At 69.9% G+C, this 17,234-nt stretch carries 16 protein-coding genes; 5 read left to right on the top strand and 11 right to left on the bottom strand.

Annotated features, from left to right (window positions below):
• The first annotated feature begins 136 nt into the window (after positions 1-136).
• Both TBR22_RS15265 and TBR22_RS15260 read left to right on the top strand, forming a co-directional pair.
• The gene (locus TBR22_RS15265) at positions 137-1,615 is read left to right on the top strand and encodes an amino acid permease (protein WP_239488706.1); all 1,479 of its coding nucleotides are present in this window, start codon (positions 137-139) and stop codon (positions 1,613-1,615) included.
• Between the two features lies 1 nt (position 1,616).
• Complete coding sequence (locus TBR22_RS15260; RefSeq protein ID WP_239488705.1) at positions 1,617-2,543, top strand: bifunctional 5,10-methylenetetrahydrofolate dehydrogenase/5,10-methenyltetrahydrofolate cyclohydrolase; 927 nt, start codon at positions 1,617-1,619, stop codon at positions 2,541-2,543.
• A gap of 71 nt (positions 2,544-2,614) precedes the next feature.
• Here the strand turns inward: TBR22_RS15260 and coaE are convergent, their stop codons facing one another.
• Genes coaE through kdsB form a run of 7 tightly spaced genes read right to left on the bottom strand, consistent with a single transcriptional unit; the run spans position 2,615 to position 9,277 of the window.
• Positions 2,615-3,253, bottom strand: coding sequence for a dephospho-CoA kinase (gene coaE, locus TBR22_RS15255; protein WP_239488704.1), 639 nt, complete (start codon positions 3,251-3,253; stop codon positions 2,615-2,617).
• Positions 3,246-4,472: a tetratricopeptide repeat protein gene (locus TBR22_RS15250; protein WP_239488703.1), complete on the bottom strand. Its 1,227-nt coding sequence runs from the start codon at positions 4,470-4,472 to the stop codon at positions 3,246-3,248. Before TBR22_RS15250 ends, coaE begins: the two co-directional genes overlap by 8 nt.
• Positions 4,469-5,017: an HAD family hydrolase gene (locus tag TBR22_RS15245; protein WP_239488702.1), complete on the bottom strand. Its 549-nt coding sequence runs from the start codon at positions 5,015-5,017 to the stop codon at positions 4,469-4,471. The genes TBR22_RS15250 and TBR22_RS15245 overlap by 4 nt, the downstream gene beginning before the upstream one ends.
• On the bottom strand, positions 5,017-6,009 hold the full coding sequence (locus TBR22_RS15240; RefSeq protein WP_239488701.1) for an SIS domain-containing protein: 993 nt from the start codon (positions 6,007-6,009) through the stop codon (positions 5,017-5,019). The genes TBR22_RS15245 and TBR22_RS15240 overlap by 1 nt, the downstream gene beginning before the upstream one ends.
• 5 nt (positions 6,010-6,014) lie before the next feature.
• A complete protein-coding gene (gene kdsA, locus TBR22_RS15235) occupies positions 6,015-6,830 on the bottom strand; it encodes a 3-deoxy-8-phosphooctulonate synthase (RefSeq protein ID WP_239488700.1) in 816 nt (271 codons plus the stop codon).
• Between the two features lie 51 nt (positions 6,831-6,881).
• Positions 6,882-8,540, bottom strand: coding sequence for a CTP synthase (locus TBR22_RS15230; protein WP_239488699.1), 1,659 nt, complete (start codon positions 8,538-8,540; stop codon positions 6,882-6,884).
• Between the two features lie 8 nt (positions 8,541-8,548).
• A complete protein-coding gene (kdsB, locus tag TBR22_RS15225; RefSeq protein WP_370651531.1) occupies positions 8,549-9,277 on the bottom strand; it encodes a 3-deoxy-manno-octulosonate cytidylyltransferase in 729 nt (242 codons plus the stop codon).
• Between the two features lie 122 nt (positions 9,278-9,399).
• On the opposite strand from kdsB, the gene TBR22_RS15220 reads away from it, so the two are divergent.
• The 3 genes from TBR22_RS15220 to mdh all read left to right on the top strand — a co-directional run bounded on the left by TBR22_RS15220 (position 9,400) and on the right by mdh (position 12,454).
• Positions 9,400-9,921, top strand: coding sequence for a hypothetical protein (locus TBR22_RS15220; RefSeq protein ID WP_239488697.1), 522 nt, complete (start codon positions 9,400-9,402; stop codon positions 9,919-9,921).
• 193 nt (positions 9,922-10,114) lie between these two features.
• Positions 10,115-11,362, top strand: coding sequence for an NADP-dependent isocitrate dehydrogenase (icd, locus tag TBR22_RS15215; RefSeq protein WP_239488696.1), 1,248 nt, complete (start codon positions 10,115-10,117; stop codon positions 11,360-11,362).
• Positions 11,363-11,527: 165 nt separating this feature from the next.
• A complete protein-coding gene (mdh, locus tag TBR22_RS15210) occupies positions 11,528-12,454 on the top strand; it encodes a malate dehydrogenase (RefSeq protein ID WP_239488695.1) in 927 nt (308 codons plus the stop codon).
• Between the two features lie 79 nt (positions 12,455-12,533).
• Here the strand turns inward: mdh and fabF are convergent, their stop codons facing one another.
• The 4 genes from fabF to TBR22_RS15190 all read right to left on the bottom strand — a co-directional run bounded on the left by fabF (position 12,534) and on the right by TBR22_RS15190 (position 17,232).
• Positions 12,534-13,769, bottom strand: a complete 1,236-nt coding sequence (gene fabF, locus TBR22_RS15205) for a beta-ketoacyl-ACP synthase II (protein WP_239488694.1) — start codon at positions 13,767-13,769, stop codon at positions 12,534-12,536.
• Positions 13,766-14,248, bottom strand: a complete 483-nt coding sequence (locus tag TBR22_RS15200; RefSeq protein WP_239488693.1) for a helix-turn-helix domain-containing protein — start codon at positions 14,246-14,248, stop codon at positions 13,766-13,768. The genes fabF and TBR22_RS15200 overlap by 4 nt, the downstream gene beginning before the upstream one ends.
• Before the next feature lie 210 nt (positions 14,249-14,458).
• Complete coding sequence (locus TBR22_RS15195) at positions 14,459-15,208, bottom strand: succinate dehydrogenase/fumarate reductase iron-sulfur subunit (RefSeq protein ID WP_370651530.1); 750 nt, start codon at positions 15,206-15,208, stop codon at positions 14,459-14,461.
• Between the two features lie 110 nt (positions 15,209-15,318).
• On the bottom strand, positions 15,319-17,232 hold the full coding sequence (locus TBR22_RS15190) for a fumarate reductase/succinate dehydrogenase flavoprotein subunit (RefSeq protein ID WP_239488691.1): 1,914 nt from the start codon (positions 17,230-17,232) through the stop codon (positions 15,319-15,321).
• Positions 17,233-17,234: the final 2 nt, after the last annotated feature.

Here is a 17,234-nt window from a genome sequence, read left to right as displayed (position 1 = left end):
TCGGCGCGGGTGGTCCTTGCGAGGCGGTGCGCCGACCCCGGGGTGGGCTCGACTCAGCCGGGTATAATGCGGCGCTGACGCTTGCCATCACCCCAGTGCGCTCCGCGCCTTGGGCTCACCATCCGGGGGAAACCGCTTGGCCAGTACTCTGTTCCGTACCAAGTCCATCGACCGCCTGCTCGTCGAAGGCGCTGCCACGGGAGAAGGCACGCTGAAGCGCACGCTGGGCTCGGGCGCGCTCATCGCGCTCGGGATCGGGGCGATCATCGGCGCCGGCCTGTTCGTGCGCACCGCGGCCGCGATCGCGGACCGGGCGGGTCCGTCGGTGACGATCGCCTTTCTCGTGGCCGCCCTCGGGTGCGCCTTCGCGGGCCTCTGCTACGCGGAGTTCGCGTCGATGATCCCGATCGCCGGCAGCGCCTACACCTACTCGTACGCGACGATGGGCGAGCTGGTGGCGTGGATCATCGGCTGGGACCTGATCCTGGAGTACGCCGTCGGCGCGGCGACGGTCGCGATCGCCTGGAGCGAGTACCTGAACAAGGTGCTCGAGTTCGTCGGGTTACAGATACCGTACGCGTGGTGTCATTCGCCGTTCCAGGTCGACGCGGTCACGGGCGCCCACGGCATCCTGAACGTGCCCGCCGTCTTCGTCCTGTCGGCGCTGACGGCGCTGCTGGTGCGCGGCACGCAGGAGTCGGCCTGGGTGAACAACCTGATCGTGATCACGAAGGTCTCGATCGTGCTGCTGGTGATCGTGCTCGGCTGGGGCTTCATCAACCCGGCCAACCACACGCCGTACATCCCGGCGGCGTCGCTCTACACGACGCCCGAGGGCATCACGCACAACTACGGCGGCGTCATGGGGATCCTCGGGGCAGCGGGCGTGGTCTTCTTCGCCTACATCGGCTTCGACGCGGTATCGACGGCGGCGCAGGAAGCCAAGAACCCGAAGCGCGACATGCCGATCGGCATCCTCGGCTCGCTGGTGATCTGCTCGGTGCTGTACGTGCTGTTCGCGCACGTGCTGAGCGGCATCGCCACGGTGCAGGACTTCCGCAGCACCGGTCGCGAGGCGTCGGTGGCCTTCGCGATCACCAAGTACATGACGGGCTACGGGTGGCTCGCCAAGTTCGTCACCGTCGCCATCCTCGCCGGCTTCTCGTCGGTGATCCTGGTGATGCTCCTCGGGCAGTCGCGGGTGTTCTACTCGATGAGCAAGGACGGCCTGGTGCCGAAGTTCTTCTCCGATCTGCACCCGACCCACAAGACGCCGCACAAGTCGAACTGGTTCTTCTTCGTCTTCACGGCGCTGTTTGCCGCCTTCGTGCCCGGCGACATCGTCGGCGAGATGACCAGCATCGGCACGTTGTTCGCCTTCATGCTGGTGTGCGCGGGTGTGTGGATCATGCGCGTCAAGCGGCCCGACATCCCGCGTGGCTTCACGGTGCCGGCCGTGCCGCTGGTGGCGGTGCTCGGCATCCTCACGTGCGGCGCCATGGTGTACGGGCTGGGGTGGACCAACTGGATCCGGCTCGGTGCCTGGCTGGCCATCGGCCTGGTCATCTACTTCGGGTACGGCAAGCAGCACAGCCACCTGAACGCGGGAGCATGACGTGGCGGCGGTGACGCTGGACGGGGCGGCGCTCGCACGCCGCATGCGAGAGGACCTGCAACCGGAGGTGGCCGCCTTCACGGCGCGGGCCGGGCGACCGCCCGGCCTGGCGCTCGTGCTGGTGGGGGACGACCCGGCCTCGCACGTCTACGTCGGCAGCAAGCGCACCCACGGCGCCGAGGTGGGCTTCCGCGTCGACCTCCACCAGCGGCCCGCCGACACGTCGCTGGAGGAGGTGCTCGCGCTGGTCCGCGACCTCAACGCCGCCCCGGACATCGACGGCATCCTCGTCCAGTCGCCGCTGCCATCGGCGATGGGGGCCGACGCCGCGCGTCGCGTGTTCGAGACGATCGATCCCGCCAAGGACGTTGACGGTTTCACGGCCGAGAACGTCGGGCGGCTCGTGCAGAACCGCGAGGGGCTGGTGGCCTGCACGCCGGCCGGCATCATCGAGCTGCTCGAGCGGCAGGGCATCGCCATCGCCGGCAAGCGGGCCGTCGTCATCGGCCGCAGCGACATCGTCGGCAAGCCGATGGCGCTGCTGTTGCTGCACCGGCACGCCACGGTGACGATCGCGCACTCGAGGACGCCGGACCTGCCGGCCGTGTGCCGCGAGGCCGACATCCTGGTCGCGGCGATCGGCCGCGCCGGGTTCGTGACGCCCGACTTCGTCAAGCCCGGCGCCGCGGTGATCGACGTCGGCATGAACGCGGTGACGAGCGAGGCCGACGTCATCGGCTTCTTCGGCGCCGACTCGAAGCGGCACGAGGCCTGGCGCAAGCGGGGGAGCGTGCTGATGGGCGACGTGCACCCCGCCGTCGCCGACGTGGCCGGCGCGTTGACCCCCGTGCCTGGAGGCGTCGGGCCGCTCACCATCGCGATGCTGATGCGCAACACGCTGACCGCGGCCGAGCGCCGCGTGCGGTAAGGGCGGAGCGGGCGACGGTCGACCTGAAGGTCGACCGCCACGAATCGCGATCTGTTCGTGGGCGTCGACCTTCAGGTCGACGCTCGGCTTTCCCCTGATGCTCGTGCGTGCAACCGCGCCACAAGCGCGTCCACCTGCGCGTCGGTATCGTCGAACGTGCCGTCGGTGATCACCACCTCGTCGGCGGCCTTCACCTTCTCGGCAATCGGCCACTGCGCCGCGAGACGCACGTCGGCAGCCTCGGCCGACAACCCGTCGCGCGCCATCAGGCGCTCGCGCTGCCGCGCCGGATCGCAGGCGACGACCACCACCACGTCGAAGTCGGCGGTGCGGCCCGTCTCGAACAACAGCGGGATGTCGGCGATCGCCGGGCCGCGGTAGCCCTGGCGCGCGAGTTGCCGCTGCCAGGCGTCGATGCGGCGGCGGACCTCGGGGTGGATGATGCCTTCGAGATCGGCGCGGGCGGCCGCATCGGCGAAGACGATCGCGCCGAGCCTGGCGCGGTCGAGGGCGCCGCCATCGGTGAGCACCTCGCGCCCGAACCGCGCGACCACCGCCCGCAGGCCATCGGTGCCGGGGGCCACGGCCTCGCGCGCCAGCCGATCGGCGTCGATGGTGGGGAGGCCTGCCTCGGCGAGGCGTCGCGTCACGTAGGACTTGCCGGTGGCGATGCCGCCGGTCAGCCCGACGCGCAGCACGCCATCAGGCATCGGTGTCCTCGGTGGGCCGCGCCGGCGCGAGCCGGTCCTCGACGAACGAGTTCCACTCGTGGCAGTGCGGGCACCGCCAGATCAGCTCCTTGCTGCGGTAGCGGCAGCGCAGGCAGATGTGCGGATCCCTGTAGAACACGGCGTCGCGGCTGTGCGCGACGTAGCGATCGACGGCCCCGGGGTCGAGGTGCAGGGCCAGCAGGATGTCCCACGCCATCTGGTGGGCCAGCAGCGCGTGCGGGTTGATCGCCAGTGCCGCCAGCGCCATCTGCAGCGCGTCGTCGGGGCGGCCGGCGCGGAGCATGTGCCGGGCCAGGGCGAGGCGGGCGCGCCAGTCCTGCGGGTGATCGGTCGCGATCCGGCGGAACAGGTGCTCGAAGGCCTCGGCGCGGCCCGCCGCGGTGTAGGCGTCGCCGAGGCGCTCGGCCACCAGGTGGGCCCGCGTCGGCATCGACGCCACGAGGCGTTCCCAGATCTCGACGGCGCCGGCCATGTCGCCGGCATCGCGCCGCACGTCGCCGAGGTTCAGGTACGCCGGCACCACTTCCGCATCGAGCTCGATGGCCTGCTCGAAGTGGCGGCGCGCCGCCGGCAGGTCCTGGCGCGAGAGCGCCTGCATGCCCAGTTCGTTCTCCAGGAATGCCTGGATCTGCAGGTGTCGCCTGGTCTGCTGCTCGGGCTCGTCCTCCCGGGCCAGCTCACGCCGCACGCGATAGGCCTCCGCCCACTGGTTCTGGTCCTCGTACAGCTTCTGCAACTGCAGCAGCGCGTGCTCGTTGCTCGGGTCGAGGCGCAGCACCTCGCCGAAGGCCTCGTGGGCGCGGTCGACGAACCCGCCGCGCGTGAAGTCGAGGCCGAGGCAGAGCAGGGCATAGGTGTGTTCGAGCTTGCTGATGCGCGGCCGCTGCAGGATCTGCTGGTGGATCTGGATCGCGCGGCCCACGAGGCCCTTCTCGCGATAGAGATTGCCGAGGATCATGTGGATCTCGACCGCGTCCTCGTCGACGCGCGCCGCCTGGCTCAGCTCCTCGATGGCGTGATCGAGCTGGTTGGCCACCAGGAAGTTGAGGCCCTGGATGTAGTGCGGCGACTGGCGCGCCTTGCGGCGGTCGATCCAGCGGCCTTCGTGCAGCTTGTAGCGCTCCCACGCCTTGCCCGAGGCCAGGCCGAGGAGGAATGCGACGAGCGCGGAGAGGAGGGGCAGGTAGTCGGCTATCACGGGCGTCGGTCGGCGTCGGCGTCGATGAGCGCGTCCCAGCGCCCCTGCGCACGCAGGATGTCCTCGATGAGGGAGCGCGCCGCGCCCCGGCCTCCGGGGCACGGACTCACGACGTGGGCGGCAGCCCGCACTTCGGGCACCGCGTCGGCCGGGCAGGCCGCCAGGCCCACCCGCCGCATCACCGGCAGGTCTACCACATCGTCGCCCATGTACGCGATGGAGTCGACCGACCAGCCGTGCGCGGCCACCAGGTCGTCGAGCGCGGCCGCCTTGTCGGCGACGCCCTGCCGCACCGGGTCGAGCCCCAGTTGCCTGGCGCGGTGCAGGGTGGAGGCCGAGTGCCGCGCCGAGATGACCCCCACCACCAGCCCGGCACGCCGGGCGATGACGATGCCGGCGCCGTCCTTGATGTCGAAGCGCTTGCTCTCGCTGCCGTCGGCGTGGACGTACACGCCCCCGTCGGTGAGCACGCCATCGACGTCGAACAGCAGCACGCGGATGTTCCGCGCCCGGGCCGTCACGTCCGGCGAGGCCTGCGTCGACATCAGAACAACTCCGTTCGCCACAGGTCGTGGATGTGCAGGACGCCGGTGGGGCGCCCGTCGGCGCCCACCACCGGCACCGACGTGATGCGCCGCGCCTCCATCACCTGGAGCGCCTCGGCGGCGAGCACGTCGCCGGCGATCGTCACGGGCCGCGGCGTCATGATCTCGCGGGCGGTCCGGCGCGCCACGTCGGCCTCGCGCATCATCAGGCGGCGCAGGTCGCCGTCGGTGATGATGCCCACCAGCCGCCCCGCCTCGTCGACCACGCAGGTCATGCCGAGCCCCTTGCGGCTCATCTCGTAGATCACCTCGCGCAGCGGCGTCGCCTCGGGCACCGACGGCATCGTCTCGCCGGCGTGCATCAACTGCGACACCCGCATCAGCCGCTTGCCGAGCGAGCCGCCCGGGTGCCGGTACGCGAAGTCGTCGGCGCGGAAGCCCTTCTCGGTCAGCAGCACCATGGCGAGGGCATCGCCGAGCGCGAGCGCCGCGGTGGTGCTCGCCGTCGGCGCGAGGTTCAGCGGGCAGGCCTCTTCGTCGACGCCGCAATCGAGGTGGACGTCGGCCAGTTGCGCCAGCGTCGACTGCGGGGCGCCGGTCATGCCGATCAGGCGCGCCCCGAGCCGCTTGACGATCTCGACCAGCCGCACGACCTCCGCCGTCTCGCCGCCATAGGACAACGCCACCACGACGTCGCCCTCGGTCACCACCCCGAGGTCGCCGTGCAGGGCCTCGGCCGGGTGCAGGAAGAAGGCGGGCGTGCCCGTGCTCGCCAGGGTGGCGGCGATCTTCCGGCAGATCAGGCCGGACTTGCCCATGCCGGTGACGATGACGCGCCCCCGGCAGGCCGCCAGCAGTCGCACCGCATCGATGAAGCGCCCGTCGAGGCGCGCCACCAGCCCCTCGACCGCGTTGGCCTCGATGCGCAGCACGCGGGCCGCCAGGTCCAGCGAGCGATGCGTGGATGCGCCGGACTCGGGTATCGCCGTCATGGCCCTCAGGCGCGCGACGCCGCGTGCACGCGCAGCAGCCGGTTGAGGAGCGCGGGCAACCGGTCGACGCGCAGCGCGTTCTCGGCGTCCGACCTGGCCCGCGCCGGGTCCTCGTGCACTTCCATGAACACGCCGTCGACGCCGGCCGCGACGCCGGCGCAGGCCATCGTCTCGATGTAGGCGGCCTGGCCTGCGGTGCGGCCGTCGCCGGCGCCCGGCAGCTGCAGGCTGTGGGTCACGTCGTAGATGACCGGCGCCCCGAGCGCGCGCAGCTGCGGGAAGGCGCGCATGTCCACCACGAGGTTGTGGTACCCGAACGACGTGCCCCGCTCGGTGAGCAGCACGCGCGCGTTGCCCGACTCGCGCACCTTCTCCAGCGGGTACTTCATGTCGTCGGGCGCCAGGAACTGGCCCTTCTTGATGTTGACGACCGCCCCGGTCCTGGCCGCTGCCACCAGCAGGTCCGTCTGTCGGCACAGGAAGGCCGGAATCTGCAGCACGTCGGCCACCTCGGCGACGGGTGCGGCCTGGGACGGCTCGTGGATGTCGGTGAGGATGGGGAGGCCGACCTCTTCCTTCACCCGCGCCAGGGTCTTCAGGCCGGCGGCGAGGCCGGGTCCGCGAAACGACGCGAGCGAGGTGCGGTTGGCCTTGTCGAAGGAGGCCTTGAAGATGAGTGGCATCCCCGCCACCCGCGCGATCGACGCGAGGATGTGGGCGAGGTCGAGCGCATGCGCGTCACTCTCGATGACGCACGGGCCGGCCACCAGCACCAACTGGCCGGTCCCGAACGTCACCGGCCCGACGTGAACCGGTTGCACCCCGACATTATAGGGTGACGACACGCCGCGGCGCAGTGCCCGGCCGGACGCTCAGGCGAGCGTCTCGGCGGGCGCGGCGGCGCGCCGCGCGGCCAGCGCGTGCTGGTGCGTGGCCTCCACGAAGCCGGCAAACAGCGGGTGGGGCTTCAGGGGCTTCGACTTGAACTCGGGGTGGAACTGCACCGCGATGAACCACGGGTGGGTGGGCAGTTCCACCATCTCGACGAACTTGCCGTCGAGCGAGCGGCCGACGATCTCGAGGCCCTTCTCCGTGATCGCCGGCTCGTAGAGGCAATTGAACTCGTAGCGGTGCCGATGCCGCTCGTGGATCACGTCGGCGCCATAGAGTCGGTGCGAGAGCGAGCCCGGCTTCAACTGGCACGCATACGAGCCAAGCCGCATCGTCCCCCCGAGGTCGTCGACCCCGAGCAGGTCGCGCAACTTGTAGATGACCTTGTCGGTCGTGTCGGGCGCCACCTCCGTGCTGTCGGCGTCGACGATGCCGCACACGTTCCGGGCGTACTCGACGGTTGCCCACTGGAAGCCGTAGCAGATCCCGAAGAACGGGATGTTGCGCTGGCGGGCCACCTCGACCGCCTTCATCATCCCGCGCGTGCCGCGGTTGCCGAAGCCGCCCGGGACGAGGATGCCGTCGGCGCCGTCGAGTTCGTGCTCGCCGCCTTCCACCTCGAGGGCCTCGGCCTCGATCCACTTGATGTTGACCTTCAGCCGGTGCTTGAAGCCGCCGTGGAACAGCGCCTCGGTGAGGCTCTTGTACGAGTCCTCGAGGCCGACGTACTTGCCGACGACGTGGATCGTCACTTCGTCCTGCGGGTGCCGGATCCTGTCGAGCAGTTCTTCCCATTGCCCGGCGGGGCGCGGCGTGTCGGGCAGCGACAACTGCTTGAGGACGATGTGGTCGATGCCTTCCTCGGCCAGCGCCAGGGGCACCTCGTAGACGCTCGACACGTCGCGCGCGGTGATCACGGCGTCCTCGTTGACGTCGCAGAACAGCGCGATCTTCCGCTTGATGTCGCGCGGCAGCGTGCGATCGGTGCGGCACAGCAGGATGTCGGGCTGGATGCCGATCGATCGCAGGTCGCGCACGCTGTGCTGGGTCGGCTTGGTCTTCAACTCACCGGCCGTGCTCACGTGCGGCACGAGCGTGAGGTGGATGTAGAGCGTGTTCTCGCGGCCGACATCCTGGCGGAACTGGCGGATCGCCTCGAGGAAGGGCAGGCTCTCGATGTCGCCCACCGTGCCGCCGATCTCGACCAGCACCACGTCGACGCCGTCCGACACGGCGAGGATGCTCTCCTTGATCGCGTTGGTGATGTGCGGGATGACCTGGACGGTGGCGCCGAGGTAGTCGCCGCGACGCTCACGCTGGATCACCGAGAGATAGATCTTGCCGGTCGTCCAGTTGGAGTTCCTCGAGGCGACCGTGTTGGTGAAGCGCTCGTAGTGCCCGAGGTCGAGGTCGCCTTCGGTCCCGTCGTCGGTCACGTACACCTCGCCGTGCTGGTACGGCGACATCGTCCCGGGATCGACGTTGATGTACGGGTCGAACTTCTGCATCGTGACCTTGTAGCCGTGGTCCTCGAGCAGGGCGCCGATCGAGGCGGCCGCGAGGCCCTTGCCCAGCGAGGACACCACGCCACCGGTGACGAAGATGTACTTGACGGGCTTGTGCGGCGGCGAAGTCTGCATGGTGGGCATCAGGATGTGGCGGGCGTCGCGAGCAGGCGACGCACCCGTTCGAGGTCGTCCGGGGTGTCCACGCCGAGCGCCTCGTGTCGCGACTCGACGGTCATGATCGCGTACCCGTGCTCGAGGGCACGCAGTTGCTCGAGCGACTCGCTCAGCTCGAGGGGCGTCGGCGGGAGCGCCGCGAACGCCAGCAGGAAGTCGCGGCGGTACACGTACAGCCCGACGTGCTTGTACCAGGTCACCGGCGTGCCGGGATCGCGCAGGAACGGCACGGCGGCGCGCGTGAAGTAGAGCGCACGCCCTCGCAGGTCGGTCACGACCTTCACCACGGCCGGGCTCGCGATCTCGGCCGGGTCGGTGATGCGGTAGCGCACCGTGCTCATCACCAGCGACGGATCGTCGAGGCACGCCTGCACGGCATCGTCGATCATCGCCGGCGCGAGGGTGGGCTCGTCGCCCTGGACGTTGACGATGAGCGCGTCGGCCAGTTGCGCCGCCACTTCGGCCACGCGCTCGCTGCCCGTGCGGTGGTCGGGCGAGGTCATCACGACCTCGCCGCCGAAGGCCCGCACGGCCTCGAACACCCGCAGGTCGTCGGTGGCGACGATCACGCGCGACAAGGCGCGGGCCTCGCTCGCCCGACGATAGACGTGCTCGATCATCGGCCGACCATGGATGTCGGCGAGGGGCTTGCCAGGGAGTCGCGTCGAAGAGAATCGTGCCGGGATGACGGCCACAGCCGTCGCAGGTGCCTTGGGGATGGAGCCGGCACTGTGCAGCACGCGGAATTCTAGCACGCGCGGCGGCAGGCGCCGGCGCGAACCCGACGGTCGTGCGCGCCCGCTGCTAGCATGTAGCCATGTCGCGCTCGGTGCTGGCCGCGGTGCTCCTGGCGGTCGCCGCGGCGGCCTGGGTCTGGCTGGTGCCGCCAGCGCTGGCGCCATGGCCGCCCGCCGCCGCACGCGTCGCCGAGGTGCCGGCCCCGGCGGTGGTGCCGACGGTGCACCTGCCGCGCCTGGCGGCCGAGCCGCCGGCCGGCCCGCGCGCACCCGAGCAGGGGCGCAATCCCTTCCTGCCCGCCGCCGTGCCGCCGCGGCCCGATCGCGCGCCATCGCTCGACACCCGGCCGGTCGCGCCACCGGAGGCCGTGATGCCATCCGCCCCGGCCTACCCCCGTCTCGACCTGATCGGCGTGGCCGAGGCGCGCGAGGGCGCTGGCATGGTACGCATCGCCGTCATTGCCGGGCCGCGCGGCGTGCATCACGCGCGGCCGGGTGACCTGCTCGAGCAGGTCTACCGGGTGGAGCGGGTGACCCCGACGGGCGCCGACGTGCGCCTCCTGCCCGAGGACCGGGTGGTGCATCTCGGGCTTCGCCCGTGAGGCGTATAATCGATGGGCTCGGGATGTGCGCGGACGGGCCACGCACCAACTTGGTGCAAGACGCTCGCATGCACGTTGTCGGCGCGAGTTACACCCTGTTCACACGGGCTTTTGAACAGGGTTTTCCACAGCTTCTGTGAATATCGTCTGACGAGCCACAGGGGCGTGACCTAAACCTCTCGGACCACCATCCATGCCGCAGTTCACGCACCTCACCGCGCCCACCGAGGGCGCGCCCGTCACCCGGCAAGGCAACTCCCTGGTCGTGCCGGATCGTCCCATCCTCCCGTTCATCGAAGGCGACGGCATCGGCCCCGACATCTGGCGGGCCAGCGTGCGTGTGTTCGACGCGGCCGTGCAGAAGGCCTACGGGGGCAAGCGCCAGGTGGTCTGGTTCGAGGTCCTCGCCGGCGAGAAGGCCTTCAACACCGTCAACGAGTGGCTGCCTGCCGACACGCTCACCGCGTTCCGCGAGTACCTGGTCGGCATCAAGGGCCCGCTCACCACGCCGGTCGGCGGCGGCATCCGCTCGCTGAACGTGGCGCTGCGCCAGGAACTCGATCTCTACACCTGCCTCCGGCCGGTGCGGTACTTCCAGGGCATGGAGACGCCGGTCAAGCGTCCCGACCTGGTCGACATGGTGATCTTCCGCGAGAACACCGAGGACATCTACGCCGGCATCGAGTTCGCCGAAGGCACGCCGGAAGTGGAGACGCTCAAGGGCCTCCTCAAGCAGGCGTTCCCGAAGCCGTACGGCAAGATCCGCTTCCCCGACACGGTGGGCCTGGGCATCAAGCCGGTGTCGCGCGAGGGCACCGAGCGCCTGGTGCGCGCCGCCATCGAGTACGCGATCGCCAACAAGCGCAAGAGCGTCACGCTCGTGCACAAGGGCAACATCATGAAGTTCACGGAAGGCGCCTTCCGTGACTGGGGCTACGAGCTCGCCAAGCGCGAGTTCGGCGCCGTGGAGCTCGATGGCGGGCCGTGGTGCACGCTGCCCAACGGCATCGTCATCAAGGACGCCATCGCCGACGCGTTCCTGCAGCAGATCCTGACGCGCCCGGCCGAGTACGACGTCATCGCCACGCTCAACCTCAATGGCGACTACATCTCCGACGCGCTGGCCGCACAGGTCGGCGGCATCGGCATCGCCCCCGGCGGCAACATCAACTACGTCACCGGCCACGCCGTGTTCGAGGCCACCCACGGCACCGCGCCCAAGTACGCCAATCAGGACAAGGTGAACCCCGGTTCCGTGATCCTGTCGGGCGAGATGATGTTCCGCTTCCTCGGCTGGGGCGAGGCGGCCGACCTGATCGTCAAGGGCCTCGAGAACGCCATCGCCGCCAAGACCGTCACCTACGATCTCGCGCGCCTCATCGCAGGCTCGACCGAGCTCTCGTGCTCGGCCTTCGGCGACGCGGTCATCAGCCACATGTAGCAGCGGCTTCGCCGCCGCGAGACGGGAATCGGGAAGCGGGAATCGGGAATCGCCGAGGCATGCGCGGTTCCGACTCCCGACTCCCGACTCCCCATTCCCGGCGCCGGGACCGTGTTCGTTGCCGACGGCCAACGGCCGGCGGCTGTCCATCAGGAGTCAACCAGAATGAACCGCAAAGTGACCGTCGTCGGCGGGGCCGGCAACGTTGGCGCCACGGTGGCGCGTTCGATCGCCAACCGCGAACTGGCCGATGTCGTCATCATCGACATCGCCGACACCAAGGCGCAGGGCATCGCGCTCGACATCCTGCAGACCTGCCCGGTCGAGGGCAGCGACACCCGCGTCGTCGGCGGCAGCGACTACGCCCTGTCGGCCGGGTCGGACGTCGTCGTCATCACGTCGGGCGTGCCGCGCAAGCCGGGCATGAGCCGCGACGACCTGCTGTCGGTCAACTACAAGATCATGCAGGACGTCACGGCCAACGTGATGAAGCACTCGCCCGACGCGATCATCATCGTCGTGGCCAACCCGCTCGACGCGATGGCGCAGGCCGTCTATCGCCTCAGCGGCCTGCCGCGCGAGCGCGTGATCGGCATGGCCGGCGTGCTCGACTCGGCCCGCATGCGCGCCTTCATCGCCACCGAGCTCAGCGTGTCGGTGGAGAACGTGCACGCCTTCGTGCTCGGCGGCCACGGCGACACGATGGTGCCGCTGCCGCGCTACTCGACGGTGGCGGGGATCCCCATCACCGAACTGCTGCCCGAGGATCGCATCAAGGCGATCTGCGATCGGACCGCCAACGGCGGCGCCGAAATCACCAAGCTGGTGGGCACGAGCGCGTGGTACGCGCCGGGCCAGTCGTCGGCACGCATGGTCGAGGCCATCCTGAAGGACAAGAAGCTCATCGAGCCCTGCTCGGTGTTTCTCACCGGCGAGTACGGGGTCAACGACCAGTTCCTCGGCGTGCCCGTGAAGCTCGGCGCCAAGGGCGTGGAGCAGGTCATCGAGATCACGCTGCAGGACGATGAGAAGGCCGCGCTGATGAAGTCGGCGGCCGCGGTGAAGGAACTCACGACGGTCATCGGCGTGTAAGCGCGCCTGCCGGCCTCGGCCTGCACGTCACGCGATGGACAGGGGCGGTTCCGGGCACTCCCGGAGCCGCCCCTGTTGTTCATGCCCGCGCGAAGATCAGTGACGCGTTGGTGCCCCCGAACCCGAACGAGTTGGTGATCGCGCAGGTCATCGGGCGCGGCTGCGCGACGTGCGGCACGAGGTCGAGTGGCACCTCCAGGTCGCAGCGATCGAGGTTGATGGTCGGCGGCGCGACCTGATCCCGCAGCGCCAGGACCGTCAGGCCCGCCTCGAGCGCGCCGGCACCGCCGAGCAGGTGGCCGGTCATCGACTTGGTCGAACTCACCGCCAGTGACGCCGCGTGTCCACCGAAGACGCCGGCGATGGCCATCGCCTCGGCCCGGTCGCCGAGCGGCGTGGACGTCGCGTGCGCGTTGACGTAGCCGATCGCCTCCGGCCGAAGCCCCGCGTCGTCGAGGGCCGCTCGCATCGCGCGGGCGACGCCGTTGCCGTCAGGCGGTGGCGCGGTGACGTGATGCGCGTCGCCGCTCATGCCGTAGCCCACCAGTTCGGCCAGGACGGTGGCCCCGCGCCGTGCGGCGGCCTCCGCCTCCTCGAGCACGAGCACGCCGGCCCCTTCTCCGACCACGAAGCCGTCACGGTCGGCGTCCCACGGCCGGCTGGCGCGCGCCGGGTCGTCGTTGCGCTGCGAGAGCGCGCGCATGGCCGCGAATCCGGCAATGCCCAGCGGCGAGATCGCGGCCTCGGCGCCGCCGCAGATCATGGCGTCGGCCTGTCCGTGCTGGATCAGCCGGTAGGCGTCGCCTACGGCATGCGCCCCGGTCGTGCAGGCAGTGGCGACGGCGGTGTTGGGGCCTCGCGCGCCGAATCGCATCGAGACCTGGCCGGCCGCCAGGTTGACGATGGCCGACAGGATGAAGAAGGGCGACACCCGATCCGGACCGCGTTCGAGCAACGTCCGGTGCTCGCGTTCGATCACCTCGAACCCGCCGATGCCGCTGCCGATCGACACGCCGACGCGGTCGCGCGTCGCCTCGTCGATGACCAGGCCGCTCTGGTCCACGGCCATGTGGGCGGCGGCGATCGCGAACTGGATGAAGCGCGCGCACTTCTTGAGTTCCTTGCGCTCGATCCACTGCAGCGGGTCGAAGCCCTTCACCTCGGCGGCGAAGCGGGTCGAGTGGGCGCTGGCGTCGAACAGCGTGATCGGCGCCACGCCCGCCCGACCTTGCAGCGCGGCCTGCCACGTGGCCTCGGTGCCGACGCCGAGCGGCGACACGAGACCGATGCCGGTGACGACGACGCGGCGGGTCATGCGCCGACTCCGAGTCGCGCGCGCAGCCAATCGGGGGCCTGCGGACCTGCCGCGATGCGATGGGTCCGCGGCGTGATCGGATGGCCGGTGCCCGCCTCGACCAGGATCGGCTCCACCTGACGTCCGGTCGCCCGGTCTTTCACGACCACGGCGGCGCCCTCGGGCGCGAAGTGGCGGTTGCCCCAGGCGAGCAGGGCGATGAGCACCGGCCGGAAATCGTGGCCGACCTCGGTCAGGACGTATTCGTGGCGCACCGGGCGTGTCGAGTAGCCGCGGCGTTCGAACAGGCCAGCCGCGACCAGCCCGTTGAGCCGGCGGGTGAGCGTGGTGGGCGCGATGGGCAGCGCGCGCTGGAAGTCGTCGAACCGCGAGGCCCCGAGGAAGGCCTCACGAAGGATCAGGATGCTCCACCACTCGCCGACCCGGTCGAGGCTGCGGGCGATGGGGCAGGGCATGTCGGCAAAACTGCGGGCGCGCACGAGGGTTCCTCCGCTCGACAGCGTAGCGCACTGACTATCATCATGCAAGTAACAGCGCAGTCATCGCATGGGCCCCGGCCTTCGCGGTCGGGGAGCAATGACGAAGGGCGACCCGGAAGTCCAGGTCGCCCTTGTGTGTCGTGCGCGTGTGCGCGGGGGCCAGGCACCCCGTCCGCCCTGGCGCGCCAGCGTGTGCCGGCGGCGGGCCGATTACCTCACGCCCGTGAGCGAGGCCTTCAGGTAGTCGCGGTTCATCTTCGCGATGTTGGTGATCCTGATTTCCTTCGGGCACACGGCTTCGCACTCGCCCTCGTTGGAGCAGGCGCCGAAGCCCTCGATGTCCATCTGCTCGACCATCCGGATCGTGCGTCGGGTCTTCTCGGCCTGGCCCTGGGGCAGCAGGTTGAGGTGCGCGAGCTTGGCCGAGGTGAACAGTGCCGCCGATGCGTTCTTGCAGGCCGCCACGCACGCGCCGCACTGGATGCAGGCGGCGGCGTCGAAGGCCTCGTCGGCAATCGTCTTGGGCACCGGGATGGCGTTGGCGTCGGGCGCCGCCCCGACGTTCATCGAGACGTAGCCGCCGGCGCGCACCACCCGGTCGAGCGCGCTGCGATCGACCACGAGGTCCTTGACGACGGGGAAGGCGGCGGCGCGCCACGGCTCGATCGTGATGGTGTCGCCGTTGCGGAACCGGCGCATGTGCAACTGGCACACCGTGGTGCCCGGGTCGGGGCCGTGGGCGACGCCGTTCACCATGCACCCGCACGTGCCGCAGATGCCCTCACGGCAGTCGGAGTCGAAGGCAATCGGCTCCTCGCCCCGCTTGATGAGGCCCTCGTTGACGACGTCGAGCATCTCGAGGAACGACATGTCCGGCGAGATGTTCTCCGCCTTGTACTCGACGAGCCGCCCGGGCGTCGCGGGATTGGGCTGGCGCCAGACGCGCAGTGTCAGATTCAGTGCACCCATCGTGTTCTCATCCCTCGCGGGTCGTAGCCGCCGACCTTCAGGTCGGCGGGCAGCAGAGGACCCCAGTCGGCCGCGGCTCGCGTCGACCTGAAGGTCGACGCCTACTTGTAGCTACGCTGTGACGGCTTGACGTACTCGAACGTCAGCGGCTCCACGTGGCGCACCGGCGACTTGCCGACGCCGGTGAACTCCCAGGCGGCCGCGTGCGCGAACTGCTCGTCGTTGCGCTGCGCCTCGTTGTCGGGCGTCTGGAACTCCTCGCGGAAGTGCCCGCCGCACGATTCCTCGCGGGTCAGCGCGTCGAGCGCCAGCAACTCCGCGAACTCGAGGTAGTCGGCGACGCGGCCGGCGTACTCGAGGTTCTTGTTCATGTTGTTCGGCTCGCCCGGCACCGACACGTTCTGCCAGAACTCCTCGCGGAGCCTGGGGATCTCGGTCAGCGCCTTCTTCAGGCCGTCGGCGGTGCGCGACATGCCGACGTAGTCCCACACCACGTGCCCGAGCTGCCGGTGCAGTTCGCGCGGCGTCTTGCTGCCCTTGACCGACAGCAGGCGCGTGATCTGCGACTGCGCGTTGTGGGCGGCCTCGGCGAAGGCGTCGTGGTCGGTGGTCACCTTCTTCAGCGACGTGTTCGCGAGGTAGTGGCTGAGCGTGTACGGGATGACGAAGTAGCCGTCGGCCAGCCCCTGCATCAGCGCGCTCGCGCCGAGACGGTTGGCGCCGTGGTCGGAGAAGTTCGCCTCGCCGAGCACGTGCAGGCCCGGGATGGTCGACATGAGGTTGTAGTCCACCCACAGGCCACCCATCGTGTAGTGCACCGCGGGGTAGATCCGCATCGGCACCTCGTACGGGTTGTCGTCGGTGATCTTCTGGTACATGTCGAACAGGTTGCCGTACCGCTGCTTGATCACGTCCTTGCCGAGCCGGTTGATCGAGTCGGCGAAGTCGAGGTACACCGACAACCCGGTGTCGCCGACGCCGCGGCCCTCGTCGCACACGAACTTGGCAGCGCGCGAGGCGACGTCGCGCGGCACGAGGTTGCCGAAGCTCGGGTACCGCCGCTCGAGGTAGTAGTCGCGCTCGGCCTCGGGAATCTGCTGCGGCGGCCGCTTGTCGCCCGGATTCTTCGGCACCCACACGCGCCCGTCGTTGCGCAGGCTCTCGCTCATGAGCGTGAGCTTGCTCTGGTGGTCGCCCGACACCGGGATGCAGGTGGGGTGGATCTGGGTGAAGCACGGGTTGGCGAACAGCGCCCCGCGCTTGTGGGCGCGCCAGGCCGCCGTCACGTTGCTGTTCACCGCGTTGGTGGACAGGTAGTACACCGTGCCGTACCCGCCGGTGGCGAGCAGCACCGCGTCGCCAGCCCACTTCTCCAGCTCGCCGGTCACCAGGTTGCGGGTGATGATCCCGCGGGCCTGCCCGTCGACGATGACCACGTCGAGCATCTCGCGCTGGGGCATCAGCTTGACCGTGCCCGCGTCGACCTGCCGCATCATCGACTGGTAGGCGCCGATCAGCAGCTGCTGGCCCGTCTGGCCACGCGCGTAGAACGTGCGCGAGACCTGCGCGCCGCCGAACGAGCGGTTGTCGAGCAGCCCGCCGTACTCGCGCGCGAACGGCACCCCCTGCGCCACGCACTGGTCGATGATGTCGACGCTGACCTGCGCGAGGCGGTACACGTTGGCCTCGCGGGCCCGATAGTCGCCGCCCTTCACCGTGTCGTAGAACAGCCGGTAGATGCTGTCGCCGTCGTTGCGGTAGTTCTTCGCGGCGTTGATGCCGCCCTGCGCGGCGATCGAGTGGGCGCGGCGCGGGCTGTCGTGGATGCAGAAGGTGAGGACGTTGTAGCCGAGCTCACCGAGGGCCGCCGACGCCGAGGCGCCGGCCAGGCCCGTGCCCACGCAGAGGACGGTGAGCTTGCGGCGGTTGGCCGGGTTCACCAGCTTCGATTCGAACTTGTGACGATCCCACTTGCCTTCGATGGGACCACCAGGCACCTTGCTGTCGAGCGTCATCT

The organism is Luteitalea sp. TBR-22 (assembly GCF_016865485.1).
Taxonomy (GTDB): Bacteria; Acidobacteriota; Vicinamibacteria; order Vicinamibacterales; family Vicinamibacteraceae; genus Luteitalea.
This window is presented reverse-complemented; position numbering and strand designations above follow the sequence as displayed.